The sequence below is a fragment of the Bacillus paralicheniformis genome, from assembly GCF_001042485.2.
In the GTDB taxonomy this organism is placed as follows: domain Bacteria; phylum Bacillota; class Bacilli; order Bacillales; family Bacillaceae; genus Bacillus; species Bacillus paralicheniformis.
Genome location: NZ_LBMN02000004.1, coordinates 161,656 through 179,804, shown reverse-complemented (window position 1 = coordinate 179,804; position 18,149 = coordinate 161,656). Strand labels below are relative to the sequence as shown.

Annotated in this window: 16 protein-coding genes; all 16 read right to left on the bottom strand. The window is 42.4% G+C overall.

Going from position 1 to position 18,149, the window contains the following annotated elements; translation table 11 throughout:
• Positions 1–76 precede the first annotated feature (76 nt).
• Positions 77–2,017, bottom strand: coding sequence for an ABC transporter permease (locus tag ACH97_RS03230; RefSeq protein WP_020453507.1), 1,941 nt, complete (start codon positions 2,015–2,017; stop codon positions 77–79).
• Positions 2,007–2,768, bottom strand: a complete 762-nt coding sequence (locus ACH97_RS03225) for an ABC transporter ATP-binding protein (RefSeq protein ID WP_020453508.1) — start codon at positions 2,766–2,768, stop codon at positions 2,007–2,009. Before ACH97_RS03225 ends, ACH97_RS03230 begins: the two co-directional genes overlap by 11 nt.
• Positions 2,769–2,869: 101 nt before the next feature.
• Entirely contained in the window at positions 2,870–3,874 is a 1,005-nt protein-coding gene (locus ACH97_RS03220) for a sensor histidine kinase (protein WP_020453509.1), read from the bottom strand.
• A gap of 5 nt (positions 3,875–3,879) precedes the next feature.
• The gene (locus ACH97_RS03215; RefSeq protein WP_020453510.1) at positions 3,880–4,566 is read right to left on the bottom strand and encodes a response regulator transcription factor; all 687 of its coding nucleotides are present in this window, start codon (positions 4,564–4,566) and stop codon (positions 3,880–3,882) included.
• 107 nt (positions 4,567–4,673) lie between these two features.
• On the bottom strand, positions 4,674–6,083 hold the full coding sequence (bglH, locus tag ACH97_RS03210) for an aryl-phospho-beta-d-glucosidase (RefSeq protein WP_020453511.1): 1,410 nt from the start codon (positions 6,081–6,083) through the stop codon (positions 4,674–4,676).
• Positions 6,084–6,123: 40 nt separating this feature from the next.
• A complete protein-coding gene (locus ACH97_RS03205) occupies positions 6,124–7,968 on the bottom strand; it encodes a beta-glucoside-specific PTS transporter subunit IIABC (protein WP_020453512.1) in 1,845 nt (614 codons plus the stop codon).
• A gap of 329 nt (positions 7,969–8,297) precedes the next feature.
• On the bottom strand, positions 8,298–8,777 hold the full coding sequence (locus ACH97_RS03200) for a hypothetical protein (RefSeq protein WP_241494238.1): 480 nt from the start codon (positions 8,775–8,777) through the stop codon (positions 8,298–8,300).
• An 81-nt stretch (positions 8,778–8,858) separates the two neighbouring features.
• Positions 8,859–9,848, bottom strand: coding sequence for a choloylglycine hydrolase family protein (locus ACH97_RS03195; RefSeq protein WP_020453514.1), 990 nt, complete (start codon positions 9,846–9,848; stop codon positions 8,859–8,861).
• 133 nt (positions 9,849–9,981) lie between these two features.
• Positions 9,982–11,391, bottom strand: a complete 1,410-nt coding sequence (gene abnB / locus ACH97_RS03190) for an arabinan endo-1,5-alpha-L-arabinosidase AbnB (RefSeq protein ID WP_020453515.1) — start codon at positions 11,389–11,391, stop codon at positions 9,982–9,984.
• Positions 11,392–11,501: 110 nt separating this feature from the next.
• Complete coding sequence (locus ACH97_RS03185; protein ID WP_020453516.1) at positions 11,502–12,947, bottom strand: DEAD/DEAH box helicase; 1,446 nt, start codon at positions 12,945–12,947, stop codon at positions 11,502–11,504.
• An 816-nt stretch (positions 12,948–13,763) separates the two neighbouring features.
• The gene (locus tag ACH97_RS03175) at positions 13,764–14,369 is read right to left on the bottom strand and encodes a hypothetical protein (RefSeq protein WP_020453518.1); all 606 of its coding nucleotides are present in this window, start codon (positions 14,367–14,369) and stop codon (positions 13,764–13,766) included.
• Between the two features lie 70 nt (positions 14,370–14,439).
• Positions 14,440–15,045 (bottom strand): hypothetical protein, encoded by a 606-nt coding sequence (locus ACH97_RS03170; RefSeq protein ID WP_020453519.1) that lies wholly within the window; start codon positions 15,043–15,045, stop codon positions 14,440–14,442.
• 18 nt (positions 15,046–15,063) lie between these two features.
• Positions 15,064–15,843 carry a hypothetical protein gene (locus ACH97_RS03165; protein WP_020453520.1) on the bottom strand — a complete coding sequence of 260 codons (780 nt, stop codon included), beginning with the start codon at positions 15,841–15,843 and terminating at the stop codon, positions 15,064–15,066.
• Positions 15,844–15,857: 14 nt separating this feature from the next.
• On the bottom strand, positions 15,858–17,450 hold the full coding sequence (locus ACH97_RS03160) for a ribonuclease YeeF family protein (protein WP_020453521.1): 1,593 nt from the start codon (positions 17,448–17,450) through the stop codon (positions 15,858–15,860).
• Between the two features lie 17 nt (positions 17,451–17,467).
• The gene (locus ACH97_RS03155; RefSeq protein WP_020453522.1) at positions 17,468–17,737 is read right to left on the bottom strand and encodes a YwqI/YxiC family protein; all 270 of its coding nucleotides are present in this window, start codon (positions 17,735–17,737) and stop codon (positions 17,468–17,470) included.
• 9 nt (positions 17,738–17,746) lie between these two features.
• Positions 17,747–18,139: a DUF5082 domain-containing protein gene (locus ACH97_RS03150; RefSeq protein ID WP_020453523.1), complete on the bottom strand. Its 393-nt coding sequence runs from the start codon at positions 18,137–18,139 to the stop codon at positions 17,747–17,749.
• Between the last annotated feature and the right edge of the window lie 10 nt (positions 18,140–18,149).

Below are 18,149 nucleotides of genomic sequence, written 5' to 3'. Positions count from 1 at the left end.
CAATATGGTCAAGAAGTTTTTCTCCATATAGGGTCATCGTTTGCCGCCGACCTGCACGAGATTCCACACGGCTCAGCTACAGCGCCGACTTGATCACTTTCTTACCGTAAAGAACGGACAGCAAACCGAAAATAGAATACAGAACGGTGTACAGCACCATCACGATGATCATCGGCGTCCGCACCTCTGCTCCGAATAAGAACCAGCCGGATTGGACAGCAAAGTAACTGTGAGACAGGCCGATAACCAATGGAATTCCGAAATTATACATTTGCTTGATTCGTATCCCCTTCAGAAGATCCCCGCGCGTGAAACCAAGTTTTCTCAAGATCGTGTAATTCGGTTTCTCATCTTCGCTTTCGTCCATTTGTTTAAAGTAAAGGATGCATCCTGATGTGATCAGAAACGTAAGTCCTAGAAATCCTACGATAAACATGGCAAGTCCGAAAAGCGATTTTTGAGCTGTGCTTGCATCGAGGAGCGATAAATGCTGATCGTTTTGATTCACTGTTGCAAACAATTCATTTGCCTGCTGAATCTGATCTTCATCTTTTAAATTGATCCCGTAAAAAAGACTCGACTTCTGCTGTAATTTTGGATCTTTGTCTTGGCTCAGACGTTTAAACAGCGCATCATCCACAACGGCTACAGGCAATCCGCCGCTGGTAAAGTTGAAGGATAAGAGCGACTCTTTTCTCAAGCCTATATAGTTTAATGGGATTGTCTCATGCCTGCTCTTTACCTTTACGGCACCGGTCTCTTTTAAAGCCATAAATTTCTGGAGAAGGTCGGTATACCCTGAGAAAATGACGTCTCCTTTATGCACGTCAATCCCGTCAATTTGTGCATCGCTGACCACAGCAAGAGGTAATTTCCCCGGGTCGCCAGCCATATTTTCAGGATCCCCTTCGACAACTTGTTCCAGATTGAAAGTCGCCTGAATGACATGAATTTCTTTTTTGCTGTATGGAATGTTGTTTTCATCCAATAGTTGTTCGAACCGTTTTGCATCCTTTTGATTTGTCATAGCGAAATCAGCCGCCACATTTTGTTCGGCGGCTTTCTCTGCAGAGTAGTACGAAATATAGCACAAGGATAACAAACCGATCGCCAGTGCCGTAACAGTGGTGATGATCGTTAATAATAGAGCGTTTGATTTCAGCCGGAACATGATCGATGAAAGGGACAGCACTTCATAAATATTTAAGTAGCCTCCTTTGCTTTTGCGGATGATGTTGGAGACAAAGCTGACCGATCCTTTATAAAAGAAGTACGTTCCGATGATAACGGTACCGAGAATAAAGCTCATCGCATAAAACAGCTCATCTATGGTCTTGAATTTTCCGCTGAACAACTCAGTAGAAATGTAATATCCCGACAAAATAAACAAGATGCCCAATAAACCAATGATCATTTGAAAAACGGATATTCTCTTTACCTTATCTTCCGTAGCTGATGTCGCTTTAAATAATGATAAAATGCTTTGCTTTTTGATAAACGTATAATTCATCACCATCACCAGCAGGTAGATTCCGCAGAATACAATGACAGTTTGCACAAGCGCTTCTCCGGAAAAATTCAATTCGGTTTCAGCTTGAACATCTACTATTTTAAATAAAGTCATAAGCACGAGCTTTGAGATCGAAAACCCGGCAAACACCCCAATGACCAAAGAGCCGAAATACAGCATGACATTTTCCAAACTTAAAATGCGGAAGATTTTTTGCTTCCTCATGCCGATTAGCTGGAATAAACCGATTTCTTTGCTGCGCCGCTTAATAAAAATCGTATTGGCATACAAAATAAAAACTGCTACTACTGCCACTAGAAGAATGGAAGCTGCTTTCAAAGCCGCTGCGCCTTTTATCGATGCCTTCACTTCATCGATCGCCGGATCATATTGCAGCGTAACAAACGCAAAATAAAGCGCCACGCTGAAGATTAACGCAAACACATAAAGGTAATAGTTCCGTATATTCTTTTTCAGGTTGCGGAAGATCAGCTGATTAATACTCATGCTGAACCCCGCCTAACACGCCTTGCGTTTTCATGATGTCCTGAAAGAACATCTGCCTGTCTTGTCCGCCTTTATTCAGCTGCGTATAAATTTGTCCGTCTTTAATGAAAACCACTCTGCTGCAGAAGCTCGCGGCGACGGGATCATGGGTGACCATAATGATTGTGGCCCGGCGCTTTTGATTTAACTGGCTCAGCTTGTTTAACAAGTCTGATGCGGATTTCGAATCAAGCGCACCGGTCGGTTCGTCAGCGAAAATAATGCTCGGTTCATGAATAAACGCCCTGGCTGCTGATGTGCGCTGTTTTTGCCCGCCGGAAATTTCATTCGGATATTTATTCTTCAGCTCAAAGATGCCTAATTCTTTCGCGACTTCCTCAAATTTTTGACCGGCTTCTTTTTTTGATATTTTCGTAATCGACAGCGGCAGAAGGATATTTTCTTTCACTGTCAGCGTATCGAGCAAATTGTATTCTTGAAAGATAAATCCTAAATGCTGCTTCCTGAATTCAGCAAGCTGTTTTTCCTTCAGATTCGTCATCTCAGCTTGGTTGATGTTAATCGTTCCGCCGCTCACCTGGTCAATAGAGGACAGAACATTGAGCAATGTTGTTTTGCCTGAACCTGACGGGCCCATAATACTGACAAATTCACCCTTTTGGATCTGAATGTCAATTCCCTTTAACACTTCGTGTTTATTGTGCTTATTTCCATAGCTTTTTCGTATTTTTTTCGCTTCTAAAATCATCATTTTTAAAATCTCCTTTTGACTGGATATTTTTATTATAGAAAGGAGGACAGCCGTTTTCCTTCGATTCAGCGAACAAAAAAGAAAAGCGTGTGACACTTTTGTCACACGCCAAGCACACGGGAAAATTCGTTCCGCTTCGGAAAAATCAGCGTAAAGGTTGTCCCCGTTCCTGGTTTAGAATCAACCTCGATATGAATCAGGAGCGGCTTTGCCGCTTTTTTCGCCAAATACAGCCCCATTCCCGTGGCGGCCTGATCATGATGCTCCGTTGTTGATGTGAAACCTTTGTCAAACACACGCGGTATATCTTTTGGATCGATGCCCCGTCCAAAATCTTGAACTGCGAGATGCACCTGGCCATCTTGTTCATAGCTTTTAATCAAAATATCGGATGCTTCGCTGTATTTCACTGCGTTTGTCAGCAGCTGCCTCATGATAAAAGACAGCCATTTCGCATCGCTGAGCACTTCCCCGGCCTCAAGCTGTATATCAAACCCGATCCCTTTTGGAATGCACCATGATTGCAAATCTTTTAGTTCTTTAAAGATTAAAGGTTTGAGCTCTAGAGCTTCAAGAGACAAGTCATTTTCGATAAACGACATCCGCTTTTGATGAAGCTGGCGATCGAGCAGCAGGTGAACGCGCAGCCATTCATAGTCGAGTCTCGATTTTAATGATTGATCGTCAATCGTCTCCATGATCAAATGCATGGCGGTAAGCGGCGTTTTGACTTCGTGTATCCAGGCCATGAGCTCATCTTTTTCATTCTCCAATGCCAGGCGATGCTGCGCCGCCTCTTGCTTTAACTGTTTCGTTTGTTCGGCTATGCTTTTTTCAATCATCGTTTCGAAAGGCGTTTCCGCCTCTCGAATGTTTGTCACATCGAGATTGTGATCCCATTCTTCCAGGCTTTTATAAAACTTCGTTTCCCTCCGAAAGCGGACAAGTACAAAAACGATAAAAATAAATGAAGACAAATAGGTCATATATAAAATCGATGCAAAAGGAATGGATGAATCGACATAAGCGATAAACAGAAAGACGATCTGCTGCAAGACAAATATGGCGATCCAGCTTCGCCTCTCGGTCAAAAACGCTTTCAGCATTCTCATCATCCTTCTTCTTTCGCCATATAGCCCTGGCCGACCTTTGTCTCAATATATTGCCCCAAGTTCAAGGTATCCAGTTTTTTTCTCAAACGGTTTACGTTGACCGTCAGCGTGTTATCGCTGACAAAACGCTCATCGTTCCATAAGCTTCTCATCAATTCTTCCCTGCTGACAATTTTGTTTTTTTGGTCGATCAATTGTTTTAAAATGAACATTTCATTCCTCGTCAACTCGATCGACCCCGCCTTATTGCTGACGCGGTTTTGCTCGGGATCAACGGTTGCACCGCACCACGCTTTCTTCAGAATCTCAGGCTCCGTATTATAGTCGTAAACACGGCGGAAAATCGCCTGGATTTTGGCAATCAGCACGTCAAAATGAAACGGTTTCTGAATATAATCATCTGCTCCAAACTGCATGGACATGACCATATCAGCCGGATGGTCGCGCGAAGATAAAAAGAGAATCGGAACGTTGGAACGGGAACGGATCTGCCGGCACCAATGAAACCCGTCATATTTCGGCAGCTGAATATCGATAATGACGCAATCGGGCTTAATCGCCGCAAACTCCTGCATCACTTCGCTGAAATCGTCGATGCCGTACACCTCGTATGACCACCCGGTTAACCGTTCTTTTATTTCCTGAAACAGCGATTCATCGTCTTCGATCAACAGCAGTTTAAACATTTGCCTCACCGCACTTTTTGTCTTTTTTCTAAGTCAAGTGTATAGCAAATCGTTTTCATGCGCTACAGAGAAAAAAGCTGTCCTGTAAAGGACAGCCATTTTAAATATCACAAACTCTCGCCATTCGTTTCGATCACTTTTTTATACCAGTAAAAGCTTTTCTTTCTCGTTCTTGCAAACGTGCCGTTTCCTTCATTGTCACGGTCGACATAAATATAGCCGTAGCGTTTTTTCATTTCGGCGGTGGATGCGCTGACCAAGTCGATCGGGCCCCATGATGTGTAGCCGATTAAGTCGACGCCGTCTGCGATCGCTTCTCTTACTTCTTTTAAGTGATCGCGCAAATAGTTGATTCTGTAGTCATCTTGTATCGAACCGTCTTCTTCGACGACATCGACGGCGCCGAGCCCATTTTCAACAATGAAAAGCGGCTTTTGATAGCGGTCATACAATGCATTCAGCGTAATGCGGATTCCTTTAGGGTCGATCTGCCAGCCCCATTCGGACGATTCAAGGTACGGGTTTTTAACCCCTCCGAGCAAGTTGCCTCCCGTTTTTGCCAAATCTTCCGGATTCGTGCTCGCAACCATTGACATGTAGTAGCTGAAACCGATATAGTCGACTGTGTTTTCCTTCAGAATGTCTTCATCACCTTCAGCCATCTCAATCGCAATTCCATTTTCCTTAAAGAAGCGCTTCATATAGCCCGGATAAGCTCCGCGTGCCTGTACGTCCGAGAAAAACAGCGTTCTTCTCTCATTTTCCATCGCGGCGAGCACGTCTTCCGGTTTTGGCGTCATTGGGTATGTCGTCGTTGCGGCAATCATACAGCCGATTTTAGCGTCCGGAATAATATCCTTGCCTGCTTTTACCGCAAGGGCGCTTGCAACAAATAGATGATGCGCCGCTTGGTACATCGCATTTAACTGGTTTTCGCCTTCTTCAAATACAAGGCCACCGCCTGTAAACGGCGCATGCAGGACCATGTTGATTTCGTTGAACGTCATCCAATATTTCACTTTGTCTTTATAGCGGGTGAAAACCGTTTTCGCATAATGTTCATAGCACTCGATCACTTTCCGGTTTTTCCAGCCTCCGTATTTTTTAATTAAACCGAGCGGCATTTCATAGTGGGATATCGTCACGACTGGCTCAATATTGTATTTTAATAGCTCATCAAAGAGGCGATCGTAAAATTCGAGTCCCTCTTCATTCGGTTCACTTTCATCACCGTTAGGAAAAATCCGCGTCCAGGCAATCGATGTCCGAAACGCTTTAAATCCCATTTCGGCGAAAAGAGCGATATCTTCTTTGTAGCGGTGGTAAAAATCGATGCCTTCGTGATACAGGTTCAATGACTCCATCGACTCATCGAATGGATACATAACCCCGTTCGGCGACACATCAGCTGTCGAGAGCCCCTTTCCGCCGACATTATAGGCGCCTTCTACTTGGTTTGCGGCAACCGCTCCGCCCCATAAAAAACCATCAGGGAATTTTTTCGTTTGTTCAGTCATATCCTTTCACCTCATCCAAATTTGTCGAGCTTTCCTCTCTCTACGCCAGCGCGATCAGCGCTTCCTCAATGTCAACGCTTTCATCTGTTTTCAAAGACTTGATCGACTGGTACCGGTCCGTATTTGTGATGATAACCGGCGTGATTAACTGATAGCCTGCATCCTTAATCGCATCCATATCAAATGAGACAAGCTGGTCTCCCGGCTTTACAGCGTCTCCTTTATTGACATGCACGGTAAAGTGCTCACCGTTCAATTTCACCGTATCGATTCCGATATGGATAATAATTTCTGCCCCATTGTCGCTAGTGATGCCGAGGGCGTGCTTCGTTTGAAAAACGGTCGTGATCGTGCCTGATACAGGCGACACCACTTTGCCTTCTTCTGGCTCAATGGCAACACCTTTTCCCATGACTTCTCCTGAAAATGTCGCATCATCCACTTCACTCAATGCTTTGACTTCGCCTTTCAGCGGGCTTTGAATAATTTCACTACCGCCAGTCGTAGAAGAAGCAGCCGCCGGTTCATCGGCTTCATCTGACGGAATGTCTTCAAATCCCAATACAAAAGCAAACGCTGTAGCGGCAAAGAACGCGATGACGATCCCGATCATGGCCTGTATAAAAGTCGGACCGATAAACGTTGTAATTCCCGGCAAACCGACGTTTCCGCCAATAATATATGCTGCTACGCCGGTGATGCCGTAAAATGCACCTCCGACAGCGGCGCCGAGAAGCGCAGAAACAAACGGCTTTTTCAGCCTCATGTTGACACCGTACATCGCCGGCTCTGTAATCCCCATCAAAGCCGTGATGCTTGTCGTCAGCGACAATGATTTGAATTTCTTATTTCTGGATCGCAGGAAGACGGCAAATGACGCGCCAGCCTGCCCCATATTCGCCAAGAACATCGCAGGTATCAAATAATCGTAGCCGTTTTGCGTAATGTTGTTGAACATAACCGGAATGAAAGCATAGTGCATTCCTGTCATGACGATCAAAGAAAACGTTCCGGCTAAAAGGATCATCGTGATTAAACCGGCGTTTTCAAATAAACCGTTCACACCGATTGACAGATAGTTCCCTGCAATCGCACCGAGCGGACCGACTGTAATTAATGTGACAGGCACCACAATCAGCAGCGTCAGTGTCGGTACAAAAATCATCTTCAACGAAGTCGGGGTGACTCTGTCAATCCATTTCTCAACGTAAGATGCAATCCAAATCGCGAGCAGGATCGGAATGACTGTGGACGAATAAGTGGCAGCGGTTACAGGCAATCCGACAAAAGAAATGCTTTTCCCTGAACCGAGGAGCGCTGTCAGATCGGGATGCAGAATCGCCGCTCCGATCGCCGCCGCAACATAAGGATTGCTGCCGAATTTTCTCGCGGCGCTGACCGCCAGCAAAATCGGCAGGAAGTAAAATGCTCCGTCGCCGATAGCCGATAAAATGGTATGGACCTGGCTATTTTCACTCATCCAGCCGAACGTGACGGCGATAGCAATGATCCCCTTGATCATACCCGCTCCGGCAATCGCCGGGAGAATCGGCGTAAATACGCCTGATATCACATCAAAAATGGCGGACAGCACGTTTTTCTTTTTGCCGGCTTGCTGCTCGCCCGCTTTTTCATCGCTGAGCCCGCTGTTGGCAATGATCGCTTTGTACACCTTAGGGACATCATTTCCAATGATGATTTGAAACTGCTGGCCGCTGATGTTGGTGCCCATTACAGCCGGAAGACTTTCCAGTTTCGCGCGGTCTGCCTTCGCATTGTCATAAAGGTTGAAACGCAGTCTTGTCATGCAGTGAATCACGCTCTGTACGTTCTCTTCACCGCCCACGAGTTGTAAAATGTCCTTCGATACTTTATTATAATCCATATGAGTACCTCCTCTTTTGGGGGAATCTGCCGGACTGAAGGTGGCCGCCTTCACCCGGCTTTTTTATTGGCTTGGAACCGCAATGAATCCTCGGAATCTCACATCACCTCCTCATTTTGGGTATAAAAAAAACCTAAATTACGCCGGCTTGAATGGGACGATGTCCCAGAAAGCTGTACGCAACTTAGGTTTTGCCTGCAAAAGCAGTAACAATCCTTAAGAAACTTGCTGATATTAGTTTGTAACTATACTGTAGCACCTGTTTTTGTTCATGTCAACGCTTTCATTACAATTGTCTCATAAAAAATAGAATACACGCAAACTAGAAACTAAGACTTTATACCTTCATTTCTATGTTTTCTAGCTTTCGCCGCCTTTTTCATAAGCAATGCAGGGTTTCGCCTTGCTTTCCTTCGCGCTGCCGGCTGTGCAACTGCGTCTTTCGGTTCCTGCTGCTTATGAAGAATGAATCCGGCGGCCATGAACGGAATCCCTGATAAGTTTGTGAAAATGTTTTTAATGCCCATCGCTAAAATAAAAGAGCCCCATGGAGAAAACGGATCTTTTTTGATTTTCACGTAAGCGGTGATTTCCAGGGCAATAAAAATGACCGACTGTACTAAAATTACAATCAACAAGCTCAAAATGAACAAGAGAGCCAAATTAAACAACGTGCCTGAGTAGATCATCAACTTCAGCGCGGCCACGAAAGTCCCAGCCTCCATATATCCGTCTGTGACATTCGGATTCCAAACGGCATAAACGTCAAATTGATGTTTGAAATGAAAAAACAAAAATAATATAAACAACCAATATATGCTATGTAAGCTAATGCCTAATAAAATGAGTCTGTTTGCTGCTTTGTTTTGCAATATTGTTCCTTCTTTCGTTTATGATTGAAGAGAATGAAACGTCTCTTCCTGCTTTGGCGGAAACACCTTTATTTCGTTGCTGTCCAGGTCTTCCTGTAATATGCAAACCTTTTGAATCTGCCTGTTTTGATAATGGTGAAAATAGTAGCTGCACGTCTCGCTGCACATCACCGCCGTATATTGGGTGTAATCGTCTTCGCCATTGTCAGTTATGACAATCCCTTTGGGAATATTCATATGGGAGAGAATATGAAACGCGGCAGAAACGCCTTCTGTTTCATCGGACACGGGCTTCATGTGCTCTTTCAAAACTGCTGCCCTGACAAAACGGGATGGCGGTGTAAAGTCTCCCGGCAATCCGGACAGCCCGGAACCTTGGCCAAAAGCCGACAGCGTCAGGTCTCCCATCTTTTTCGCGGCAAACTGTCCCGGCTGAAGACCGATATAATTACGCAAATTGGTCAAATGCCAAGGAAAATCCGGACTGTTCGTCAGCACGCCGACCGGATTATCATGAATTTGAATGCCTCCGGCCGCCGGTTCAACAACGATGCTCGCACCGGAGCGGTCCGTTAATAGCCAATGAAGCGGCGTCACCGTACCGAGCAAGCTGACCTCTCTCTCAACAATGTTTACGGAAACAGCCGCTTTTTTCACTTCCTCCAAATCGTCGCATTCCGACAGCACCCATGTCACAAATTCGTGCGGCGCAAGATTGCGGCATTGCTCTTTCGTCTCGCTTTCATACACAGCATAATCCGGGAAATAAAGCGCCGCGCAAGACAATCCTTTTTCATTCACACCATCAGCAAACAGCGCATTATTGAGCCTTCTGCCCATCCCGATAAACGCATACCGGCCGGCATGCTCGCTGCCGTCTGCTTCACTTTTCCATTTGTAGCGACGCGGATGCAACAGCACTTCCCCATTAAGCTCAAAATCAAAATCCATCGTCCTCGCCAATAAATGCTCCCGACCCGCAGTCGTCAACGTGATACTTGTACACATGGCGCTCCATCCTTTTTGTTTGATATTACACTTCGTGAACTATTTTTATGTTATCGAATTGGAAAAGATTCGTCAAAATGAAAGGGGTTATTTATAAAAATGACCTCCAGAACAGAGGGCATTTTTAATCACACTATTTACTCCCCCAAACAGCATCTCCCTCACGAGACAACGCACTAAACGTCATCACCTTCCGCTCAGAAGATGCATCCCACTGGCGCAAAAATACGCCGTCATATGTTTTTCCGTCGAGCTTGAGTTCGATTTTGTTGTCTCCCGTGTTCTTCCACGTCCCGGCCGCTGCGCCGGTTATTTTGCCGTTTTGATTTAAGCGGATTTCTTTCGATTCTTTAATATCTGCGGATATGTCTTTTCCATGACGCACCAATTCGTAGGCGCCAATCACATCTGACTTTTTCACCTTGTCGAGCTTCTCTCCGGCATAGCGGTGAGGGGCGGCAACCGGCCAGCCTTGTTTGTTCATCAACAGTTGGTGGACGCGGACTTCGTGCTCCTCCCCCCGTCCCGGGAAGCGGGTGTGGAAGATTAAATACGATTTGCCGTTTTTTTCATCGTAAAAGGCAGAGTTATGGCCCGGCGATACATAGCCGTTTTGATTGCTAAATGAGAAATTTCCCATCAGTTTGACACCGTACGGTTCGATTGAACGATCGTCAAACAACGTTCCTTCTTTGCCGCGGACGTCAATCATCGCATGGCCTTCTGCGTCGTAATAAGGGCCGTCAGGGTTTTTTGAGCGGGCGACGCGAATGTTGTACCCGCCGTCAGCGGCAAGCCCTCCGAAGGACATGTACAGGTAGTAATACTGTGTTTCAGGATTGTAGAGAATGTATGCGCCTTCAATCCGGCTGTGATTGCCGCCGATCAGCTTTTTGCCGTACCCCTGTCCCGGAAGCGGAAGTCCGGTTTTCTTATCCATTTCTAAAATAAAAATTCCCCCGGAATAGGAGCCGTACACCATCCACAGCTTTCCTTTTTGATCAAAGAATGTATGCGGATCGACGACATTTGGGTGCTTTGTCGCGTCATAAGGCGTGCCGTCATTGCTGATCCCGTCCATTCCCGACTTTAGGAAAATGCCTTTATTTTTGTATGGGCCTTCAATGTCGTCCGCGACAGCAAGTCCGAGCGCAGATCTCGGAGAATCCCCGCGGCAGGCGTTGTAATACATATAAAACTTGCCGTCCTCAAGCTGGGTGACATCAGGCGCCCACAACGTATCAGTTTCAGCCCATTCAAAGGCCTCTTTTAATTCTTCATATACGTTCGGAATCAGAGGATTGCCGTCGTGGACACTCGAGGAAATTTGCGTCCATTTCATGAGGTCCGTCGATTTGGCCGAAGCTAAATGGGAGCCGAAGACATAGTACGTGCCATTCGCTTTAATAATGGATGGATCGTGAACCGCCACTTCTGAAAATACAGGTTTTTGAGTTTGTGCAGAAGCTTGGTTTGGCGCGAAACATGCAGCCATGATGAAAAGCAATGCAAGGACTTGGATGAAACACTTTCTCATATTCATTTGTTCTCCTTTCTTTTGAAGCGCTTTCATTTTTTGACAATTCATCATATGCTGCTTATCCAAGGTTTATTACGAACAAAAAAGCTCCCGACAAAGTCGGCAGCCTAAGTTTATTTCCTCGCTTTATGCACTTTCAGCAATTTCCCTTTCACGGTTGTGTTTTTCATCGCTTCTAAGACGAGCGGTCCTTTGCCGTTTAAAATTTCAACGAATGAACCTTGCTCTTGTATCGTGATAATCCCAATATCCTCAGCGGAGACGCCGTCAATTTTAGCAATCGTCCCAACGAAATCAACAGCTCTCAGCTTCTTCTTTTTTCCCCCGTTAAAGTAGAGCCTCATAATTTCTTTATTTAACGATTCGCTCTTGTCCTGTTTAAGCTCAGGCTTCCTATTGATTTTCTTTTGAAACGCCGCTTTTGCCCGTGCAATTTCTCCTTTTGACGGCGCCTCAATAATAGGAATGGAAAAACCGATATAGTCTTCAATGTCAGCGATCATCCTTTTTTCACGCGGGCTGGCAAGCGTAATCGCTTTTCCCCGGCTGCCGGCTCGGCCTGTTCTGCCGGTACGATGCACATAGCTTTCTTGATCTAATGGCAGCTCATAGTTGATAACATGTGTGATGTTCTCAATATCGATGCCCCTTGCCGCCACATCTGTCGCGATTAAATAGCGGAACGCTCCCCGTCTAAAGCGGTTCATCACGGCAAAACGTTCCTCCTGAGGCATGCCGCCGTGAATTTTCGCGCACGGATAACCCAAACCGGCTAAGCGCCGCTGCAACTCATTCACTTGCTCCTGTGTGCGGCAAAAGACGATGCAGCTGTCCGGATTCTCAACAATGAACAGATCCACTAAAAGCGGAAATGAATCATTTTCATTTACAAAGATCAGTTGATGCTCGATATCTGCAGTTGTCGTACCGCCTGCTTGAATCTCGATTTTCAAAGGATCTTTCATATATTGAAGGGATAGATGCTCCACATCCTCCGGAAAAGTTGCTGAAAACAGCATCGTCAGCCGTTCTTCAGGCAAATGGCGGATGATCGCTCCTACTTGATCGATAAATCCCATATTCAGCATTTCATCGGCCTCATCGATGACAAGGTATTTCAGTTTTTCTAATGGAAAGGTCCCTTTTTCAATGTGATCGAATACGCGTCCAGGTGTCCCGACAACGATATGGCATTTTTGCTTGAGCTCTGTTTTTTGCCGTTCAAAGGACGATTTCCCGTAAACAGCCGCTGCTTTTATTCTTTTATAGCGGCCGATGTTCGTCAAATCCTCCTTAACCTGAGCGGCAAGCTCGCGCGTCGGTGTCAAAACCAAAGCTTGTGGTTTGTTCTCTTCCCATTCTGTCAGCTCACAAAGCGGAATTCCGAACGCGGCCGTCTTCCCGCTCCCCGTTCGCGATTTCACCACAACATCCCGCTTTTTAAGCGCCGCGGGAATCACTTCGCTTTGCACCGCAGTCGGCTGCTTATACCCTAAATGATCGAGCGCTTTCGTAATATCGCCGCTTAATGCATAGTCTGTAAAACTGGCTTTGCTCATGTATGAACTCCTTTTGGTCATATGATTTCCAGTGAATGATGGTGTTATGAATGTGATTATACGCGAATCATGACTGATTTCAAAAAGACATGAAAAAGAGGCTGCAATAAACGCAGCCCTAAGAAACACCCTAATTAACTTATAAAGCTGTTAACACAAAAGAATGATAAAAGAAACGACTGTTTTTTAAACATTCAATTTCCCTTTTAAAACATTGAAGAAATCAAAAATATATTTATGAGCAAAACAAATATAAAAATAATACCCATTAACCGTTGCAACAGAAATGGGAGCCGGTATAAAACAACTTGAACCTCATAGTTAACCGACCATGCGAAAAACAAAAAAAACCGAAGCAAATCGCTTATCCACCCATTCGGCACTTCATATATATTGTATTCATATATTTTTATTACCCATGAGGGAGCGATTAAAGAGTATATAGCCATTATTAAGTTGACAGTTAATGAAATATAAAGTAATGAACTTGGAAAAGGTACCATATCATTTAATGCATAACTAAAAAAGATACTTATGAAAAGAAATACTAAAATACCTTGTATAACATTTGACTTCTTAAGTATTCTTTTTCGTGGGCTGGTAAATTGCTTTTTTGTTTTAGTACCATACATCAAAGAAAGTAAAATTAAAAAGCATTCAGAAAATAATTCAAACAAGAATAGCGAAATGCCATTCTCATATTTATTCCAACATGATAAATTGGTCAGTAGAAGAGCCGCTATCAACAAAAGAACTGCATTGCTTCTAATCCAAAAATAACAAGTTTTTTTAATAGAAAACATATTTATTTTTCCTTTAGTTTTCAAACACTGATAATGCTCCAGCTATAGAACAGATTAGCACTAGAATAAAAACTATTCCTAATATCCGCTGCAGTAAAAACGGAAGACGTGCCAAAACTTTTTGAACTTCATAATTTAAAGAAGATACCAAGATAGCCACATATCTAAAAAAATCAGGTATTAAACCCTTTGTTTCATCATAAACATTTGATTCATATAGCTTAATAACTATTGTAGGAAAGAGTAAAGAAGCGAAAGCAAAAATCATATTCACAATTAAATATACTATAAGAATTGAACTCGGATACGGAATACTACTTGATAATATAAAACCGAAAAACAAACTAAAAACAGAAAAAACAGATACTCCTACGATAATATTTGATTTTAATAATGTTGTTTTAAGGCTTTGACGTGCATTTCCTTTTTTTGTTTGAAAACCATAAACCAATGCAAGTATAATCAAAAAACATTCTGCAATAAAAACAAATAAGAAAAACGAAGTTCCACTTCCATTGTTATTCCAATACGGTTTATTAATTAGTAGAAGCGACGAAAAAAGTAAAAGCATCACATTGCTTCTCAACCAAAAAAAGAAACTCTTTTTAATTGAAAACATAAAGTGTATCCTTTCTGTACTTTGAAAAAGAGGCTGCAATAGACGCAGCCGCTAGAAACACCCTACAATATCAATTGTTTTCAAAAATTAATCCGATCATGGTAAGCTCCCACAGCAAAACAGCGACGAAAATGACGCCCAATAGACGCTGTAATACAAAAGGGAGGCGGGCTAAAACGATTTGGACTTCGTAATTTATTGTCCAAGCAAAAAATAAAAAATAACGTAATAAGTCGTTTATATGCCCATTTGATTCCTCATAAATACTAAACTCATATTGTTTAATTACCCATGAAGGAAAAATTAAAGAAATCACTGCCATAATTACATTAATAAGTATAGAGGCATAAAATAATGAGCTTGGAAATGGCATATGCTCTCCCAAGGCAAGGGCAAAAAAGATACTTAAAAAAATTAACACAATAATGCCATGCACAAAATTTGATTTATTAAAAGCCCTTTTTCTCTGGCTAAGAATTACTTTTTCAGTTTGAAAACCATATACCAGAGAAAGCAAAATGAGAAAAAATTCTGCAGTGAAAACAAACATAAAAAACATGACATTGGCGTCTTTTTCCCAATAAGGTTTATTCATCAACAATAAAGCAGTTAACAACAAAAGAATAAAATTGCTTCTTAGCCAAAAGAATCGGCTTTTTTTAAAAGAGAATATCATACATAGAAACCCTTTCCATTAAAAATCATAAAATTCATTCATTGTATCTACTATTTTTTTAAAGTATTCGTTGACTGCCACCGGTTGAAGATATAGTGAACCGTCTTTTTTAATATTCTCATAATCTAAATGCCAAATGAAATTATCACTTCTTAGTAAAAACGCAACTTGTTCTAATCTTGTTTGGTTTTGAATATAGTCACTTTCTACAAAAGAAATATTATCGAGCTCTTGGTTGTTTGCTAAAAAATCAAAGGAAAATTGACTTATAGTCGGATGCGTTTTCGGGTCTTCCGCCATTCTTTTAATAACGTCAGCTTCAACCTCGTGAAACTCGTCAAATGAATCTTCATCCATTTCAAAAATTTCATGTTCTGGTTTTTTATCCGTATATGAATGATAAAATGTTTTCAACATTTCTAAAAACGACTCTCTGCTTCTTAAAATCGAAAAACTATGATTTTGATTTTCGATCTCCTGCACAATGAGTTCATCTTTTTGAACATGGTGTACAATCAGCACCTTTGTTCGATGGATACAGCGAACTTTTCGCTTTGATTGAATGAGTAAGTGAATCAGGTTTTCTAACCCTTTTTGTAAATTAGATTCTGTGTCATCATCCCAATATCCTCTTTGTTTTAAAAGATTTTCGGCTTGAATTGAAAATGGTTCAATGTCTTTTTCATCTTGAATTATCTGCTGCTCATTAATTATATCCTCAGCAGCTTTTTCATATCTGCACAATAGCAATGCGGCAACGAGTTCATTTGTTGTTAATATAATTTTAGAGTTTAACATTACACTCCTCCTTATTACCTGAACCAACTAGTGACAAATTCCTTTGCACTTGAAATTCCGTCTGAAATTGTTTCTGCAGTCTCAGATGCCTTTTGACTAATCCATTCACCTGCTTCTTTTCCTTTATCCTCTAACCAACCTCCGGCTTCCTCTCCCCATTCTTTCACAGTATCACCAGAAAATACAGATCCAACTATACCCACACCAGCTCCGATTGCCCCCCCGATAAGAGTGCCTGGTCCTGGGCATACCAACGAACCTAACCCTGCACCTCCTACAGTTAAGCCTGCTACTCCAGCATCCATTCCCAACCCTGCTGCCACACGTCCAGATTTCTCATATAATGACTTACCCTGATTATCATCACTAAAAAATTCAGCCGAATTAGTTAGAAATGAAAATGCAGTTCCAAAACCAGGAACCCTTTTAACTAACTTTCCGGGAGCTACTTCATCCTTAAACTTCCCAAGAGTCCCTTTCACATCAAGCTTAGTCTTATAACTCTTCAGTTCCTCTGGCTTATGCTTTAGGAAACTTTGGCTTTCTAAAATCTTTTCATATGATATTCTTGTTGTGTTAGGCCCCAACCCAACAATCTTTCTCAAAAGGCCGCTTGGTTTATTTTGAAATTTGCCGAGCCATTTTTTGATTGGTTTGCTTGAGTTTGGATCGCCTTTTTTCAGGATATTGTAAACAAACTGAGCCACCTTGGAATCGTATTTTCCGTTAGCTCCCTGCGTCCATTTCGGAGAGGCTTTCACACGGAAGTTTCCTTTTCCGTCTTTTTCAAGCTCAAGCATTTTCGTCGCCAGTACATTCACGGCTATGACGCCTTTTGTTACAGCCAAAGCGCCGTTTCCTGTACCGATTAAATCGAGCCATTCAGCGATTCTGCCCATCATTGTCGGATCGTCTTGTTTTTCTGCTAAATCAACGGCTTCGTCAATCATTTGTTTAACGACATCTGTTTCAGAAAAGTAGTTTTCAACCTCTTTAATCGTTTTTTTAGATAGGATCGCGCCTCCCTTTGACCAAGTGTTCACTTTTTCAGTGAGCTTGGAAAGCTGAGCGATCGAATTTGACGATTGTTTTAATATAGAATTAGTATCACGATCAAGCTCTTTTAAATCAGACACTGTGTTGTTCACATGTTTTTTTGCTTCGGAAATATGCTCATTAAATGATGCCAAAGAGATAGATCCGCCCCCAATCAACTGGCTGATTTTATCAAATTCGTCATTAATCGAATCAACCGTATCATTCGTTTGACGTTTCAGTTCTGTTAAGCCCTTTTTGACGTCATGCGTCAGAAACTCTTCTTTTACAAAACCCTCTGTTGATTCATAGGTTCTGATTTTTGCTTTAATATCTTTTAAATTCTGTATGTATTGATCAATAAAGTGCTGAAAATAAAGCAGCACGGGAAGATGAAGAACCGAAAAGTGTTCTTTGATCGCATTTCCGCCTTCTCCTTTTAATGCATCATCAAGCTCTGCAATTTTTTGTACACTTTCCCTTATGGCATTGATTTCTTTTTCCTCTTGCTTTTTTTCCTTAATCAATTGGTCTATCGCGTCAATGACTTCAGAGACATCTAAAACTTTCAAGAGAAAACCAGCCCTCCTTATTTCATTTTTTGAGAGATGTTTTTATCAGTATCAATCAGGACTTTAATGTTTGACCATGCGTCCTTTTCAACTGAAGATAGCGCCTCCTTGTATTTTTTTAATAGCTGCTCGTATTCCTTTTCGATTTTTTTTATTTTGTTCACTACATCCATTGAAGAATTAGTGATATCGGCTTTTGAACCTGCTATCGAAAGTGCGCTGATTTTTGTCTGAAGGCTTGAAAACGCCGTTTTGACTTCTTCTGCTTTTACCTTTATTTCTGCCATTCTTTCACCTCAATGATTGACTTGTTTTTTTATATCTGTAAGCTGTTGTTTTTGTATACTTAGAAACATCTCCATATTAGAGATTTGCATTTCAAGATTTTCAATCTCTTGCTCAATATGTGAAATCAGACCATCTGTTTCTCTCTGTATATTTTGATAGCCGTGTGCAATATTTGATCTTATATTGATAAATTGATTTGTATGTCTACCGTTCCATATATGCGAAGTAATATCTGGCTGATTGATGAGATTGGCATTGTTTGAAAGGGTGTGAAGTTCACCGGTAATAGCTGTTTTTGCTTTTTTCAGTTCAGCGATTTTGCTTTGTGTATCCTTTATATTGTGAGATAAAGAAGAAATATCTTTTTCCAAAGAAGCGATTTTAGCAGCATGGTTTGACATATCGGGTTCA

Excerpts from the sequence above, each read along its gene's own strand:
- ACH97_RS03230 (WP_020453507.1), bottom strand. The coding sequence starts at position 2,017 with ATGAGTATTAATCAGCTGATCTTCCGCAACCTGAAAAAGAATATACGG.
- ACH97_RS03225 (WP_020453508.1), bottom strand. The coding sequence starts at position 2,768 with ATGATGATTTTAGAAGCGAAAAAAATACGAAAAAGCTATGGAAATAAG.
- ACH97_RS03220 (WP_020453509.1), bottom strand. The coding sequence starts at position 3,874 with ATGCTGAAAGCGTTTTTGACCGAGAGGCGAAGCTGGATCGCCATATTT.
- ACH97_RS03215 (WP_020453510.1), bottom strand. The coding sequence starts at position 4,566 with ATGTTTAAACTGCTGTTGATCGAAGACGATGAATCGCTGTTTCAGGAA.
- bglH (WP_020453511.1), bottom strand. The coding sequence starts at position 6,083 with ATGACTGAACAAACGAAAAAATTCCCTGATGGTTTTTTATGGGGCGGA.
- ACH97_RS03205 (WP_020453512.1), bottom strand. The coding sequence starts at position 7,968 with ATGGATTATAATAAAGTATCGAAGGACATTTTACAACTCGTGGGCGGT.
- ACH97_RS03195 (WP_020453514.1), bottom strand. The coding sequence starts at position 9,848 with ATGTGTACAAGTATCACGTTGACGACTGCGGGTCGGGAGCATTTATTG.
- abnB (WP_020453515.1), bottom strand. The coding sequence starts at position 11,391 with ATGAATATGAGAAAGTGTTTCATCCAAGTCCTTGCATTGCTTTTCATC.
- ACH97_RS03185 (WP_020453516.1), bottom strand. The coding sequence starts at position 12,947 with ATGAGCAAAGCCAGTTTTACAGACTATGCATTAAGCGGCGATATTACG.
- ACH97_RS03175 (WP_020453518.1), bottom strand. The coding sequence starts at position 14,369 with ATGTTTTCAATTAAAAAGAGTTTCTTTTTTTGGTTGAGAAGCAATGTG.
- ACH97_RS03170 (WP_020453519.1), bottom strand. The coding sequence starts at position 15,045 with ATGATATTCTCTTTTAAAAAAAGCCGATTCTTTTGGCTAAGAAGCAAT.
- ACH97_RS03165 (WP_020453520.1), bottom strand. The coding sequence starts at position 15,843 with ATGTTAAACTCTAAAATTATATTAACAACAAATGAACTCGTTGCCGCA.
- ACH97_RS03155 (WP_020453522.1), bottom strand. The coding sequence starts at position 17,737 with ATGGCAGAAATAAAGGTAAAAGCAGAAGAAGTCAAAACGGCGTTTTCA.
- ACH97_RS03150 (WP_020453523.1), bottom strand. The coding sequence starts at position 18,139 with ATGTCAAACCATGCTGCTAAAATCGCTTCTTTGGAAAAAGATATTTCT.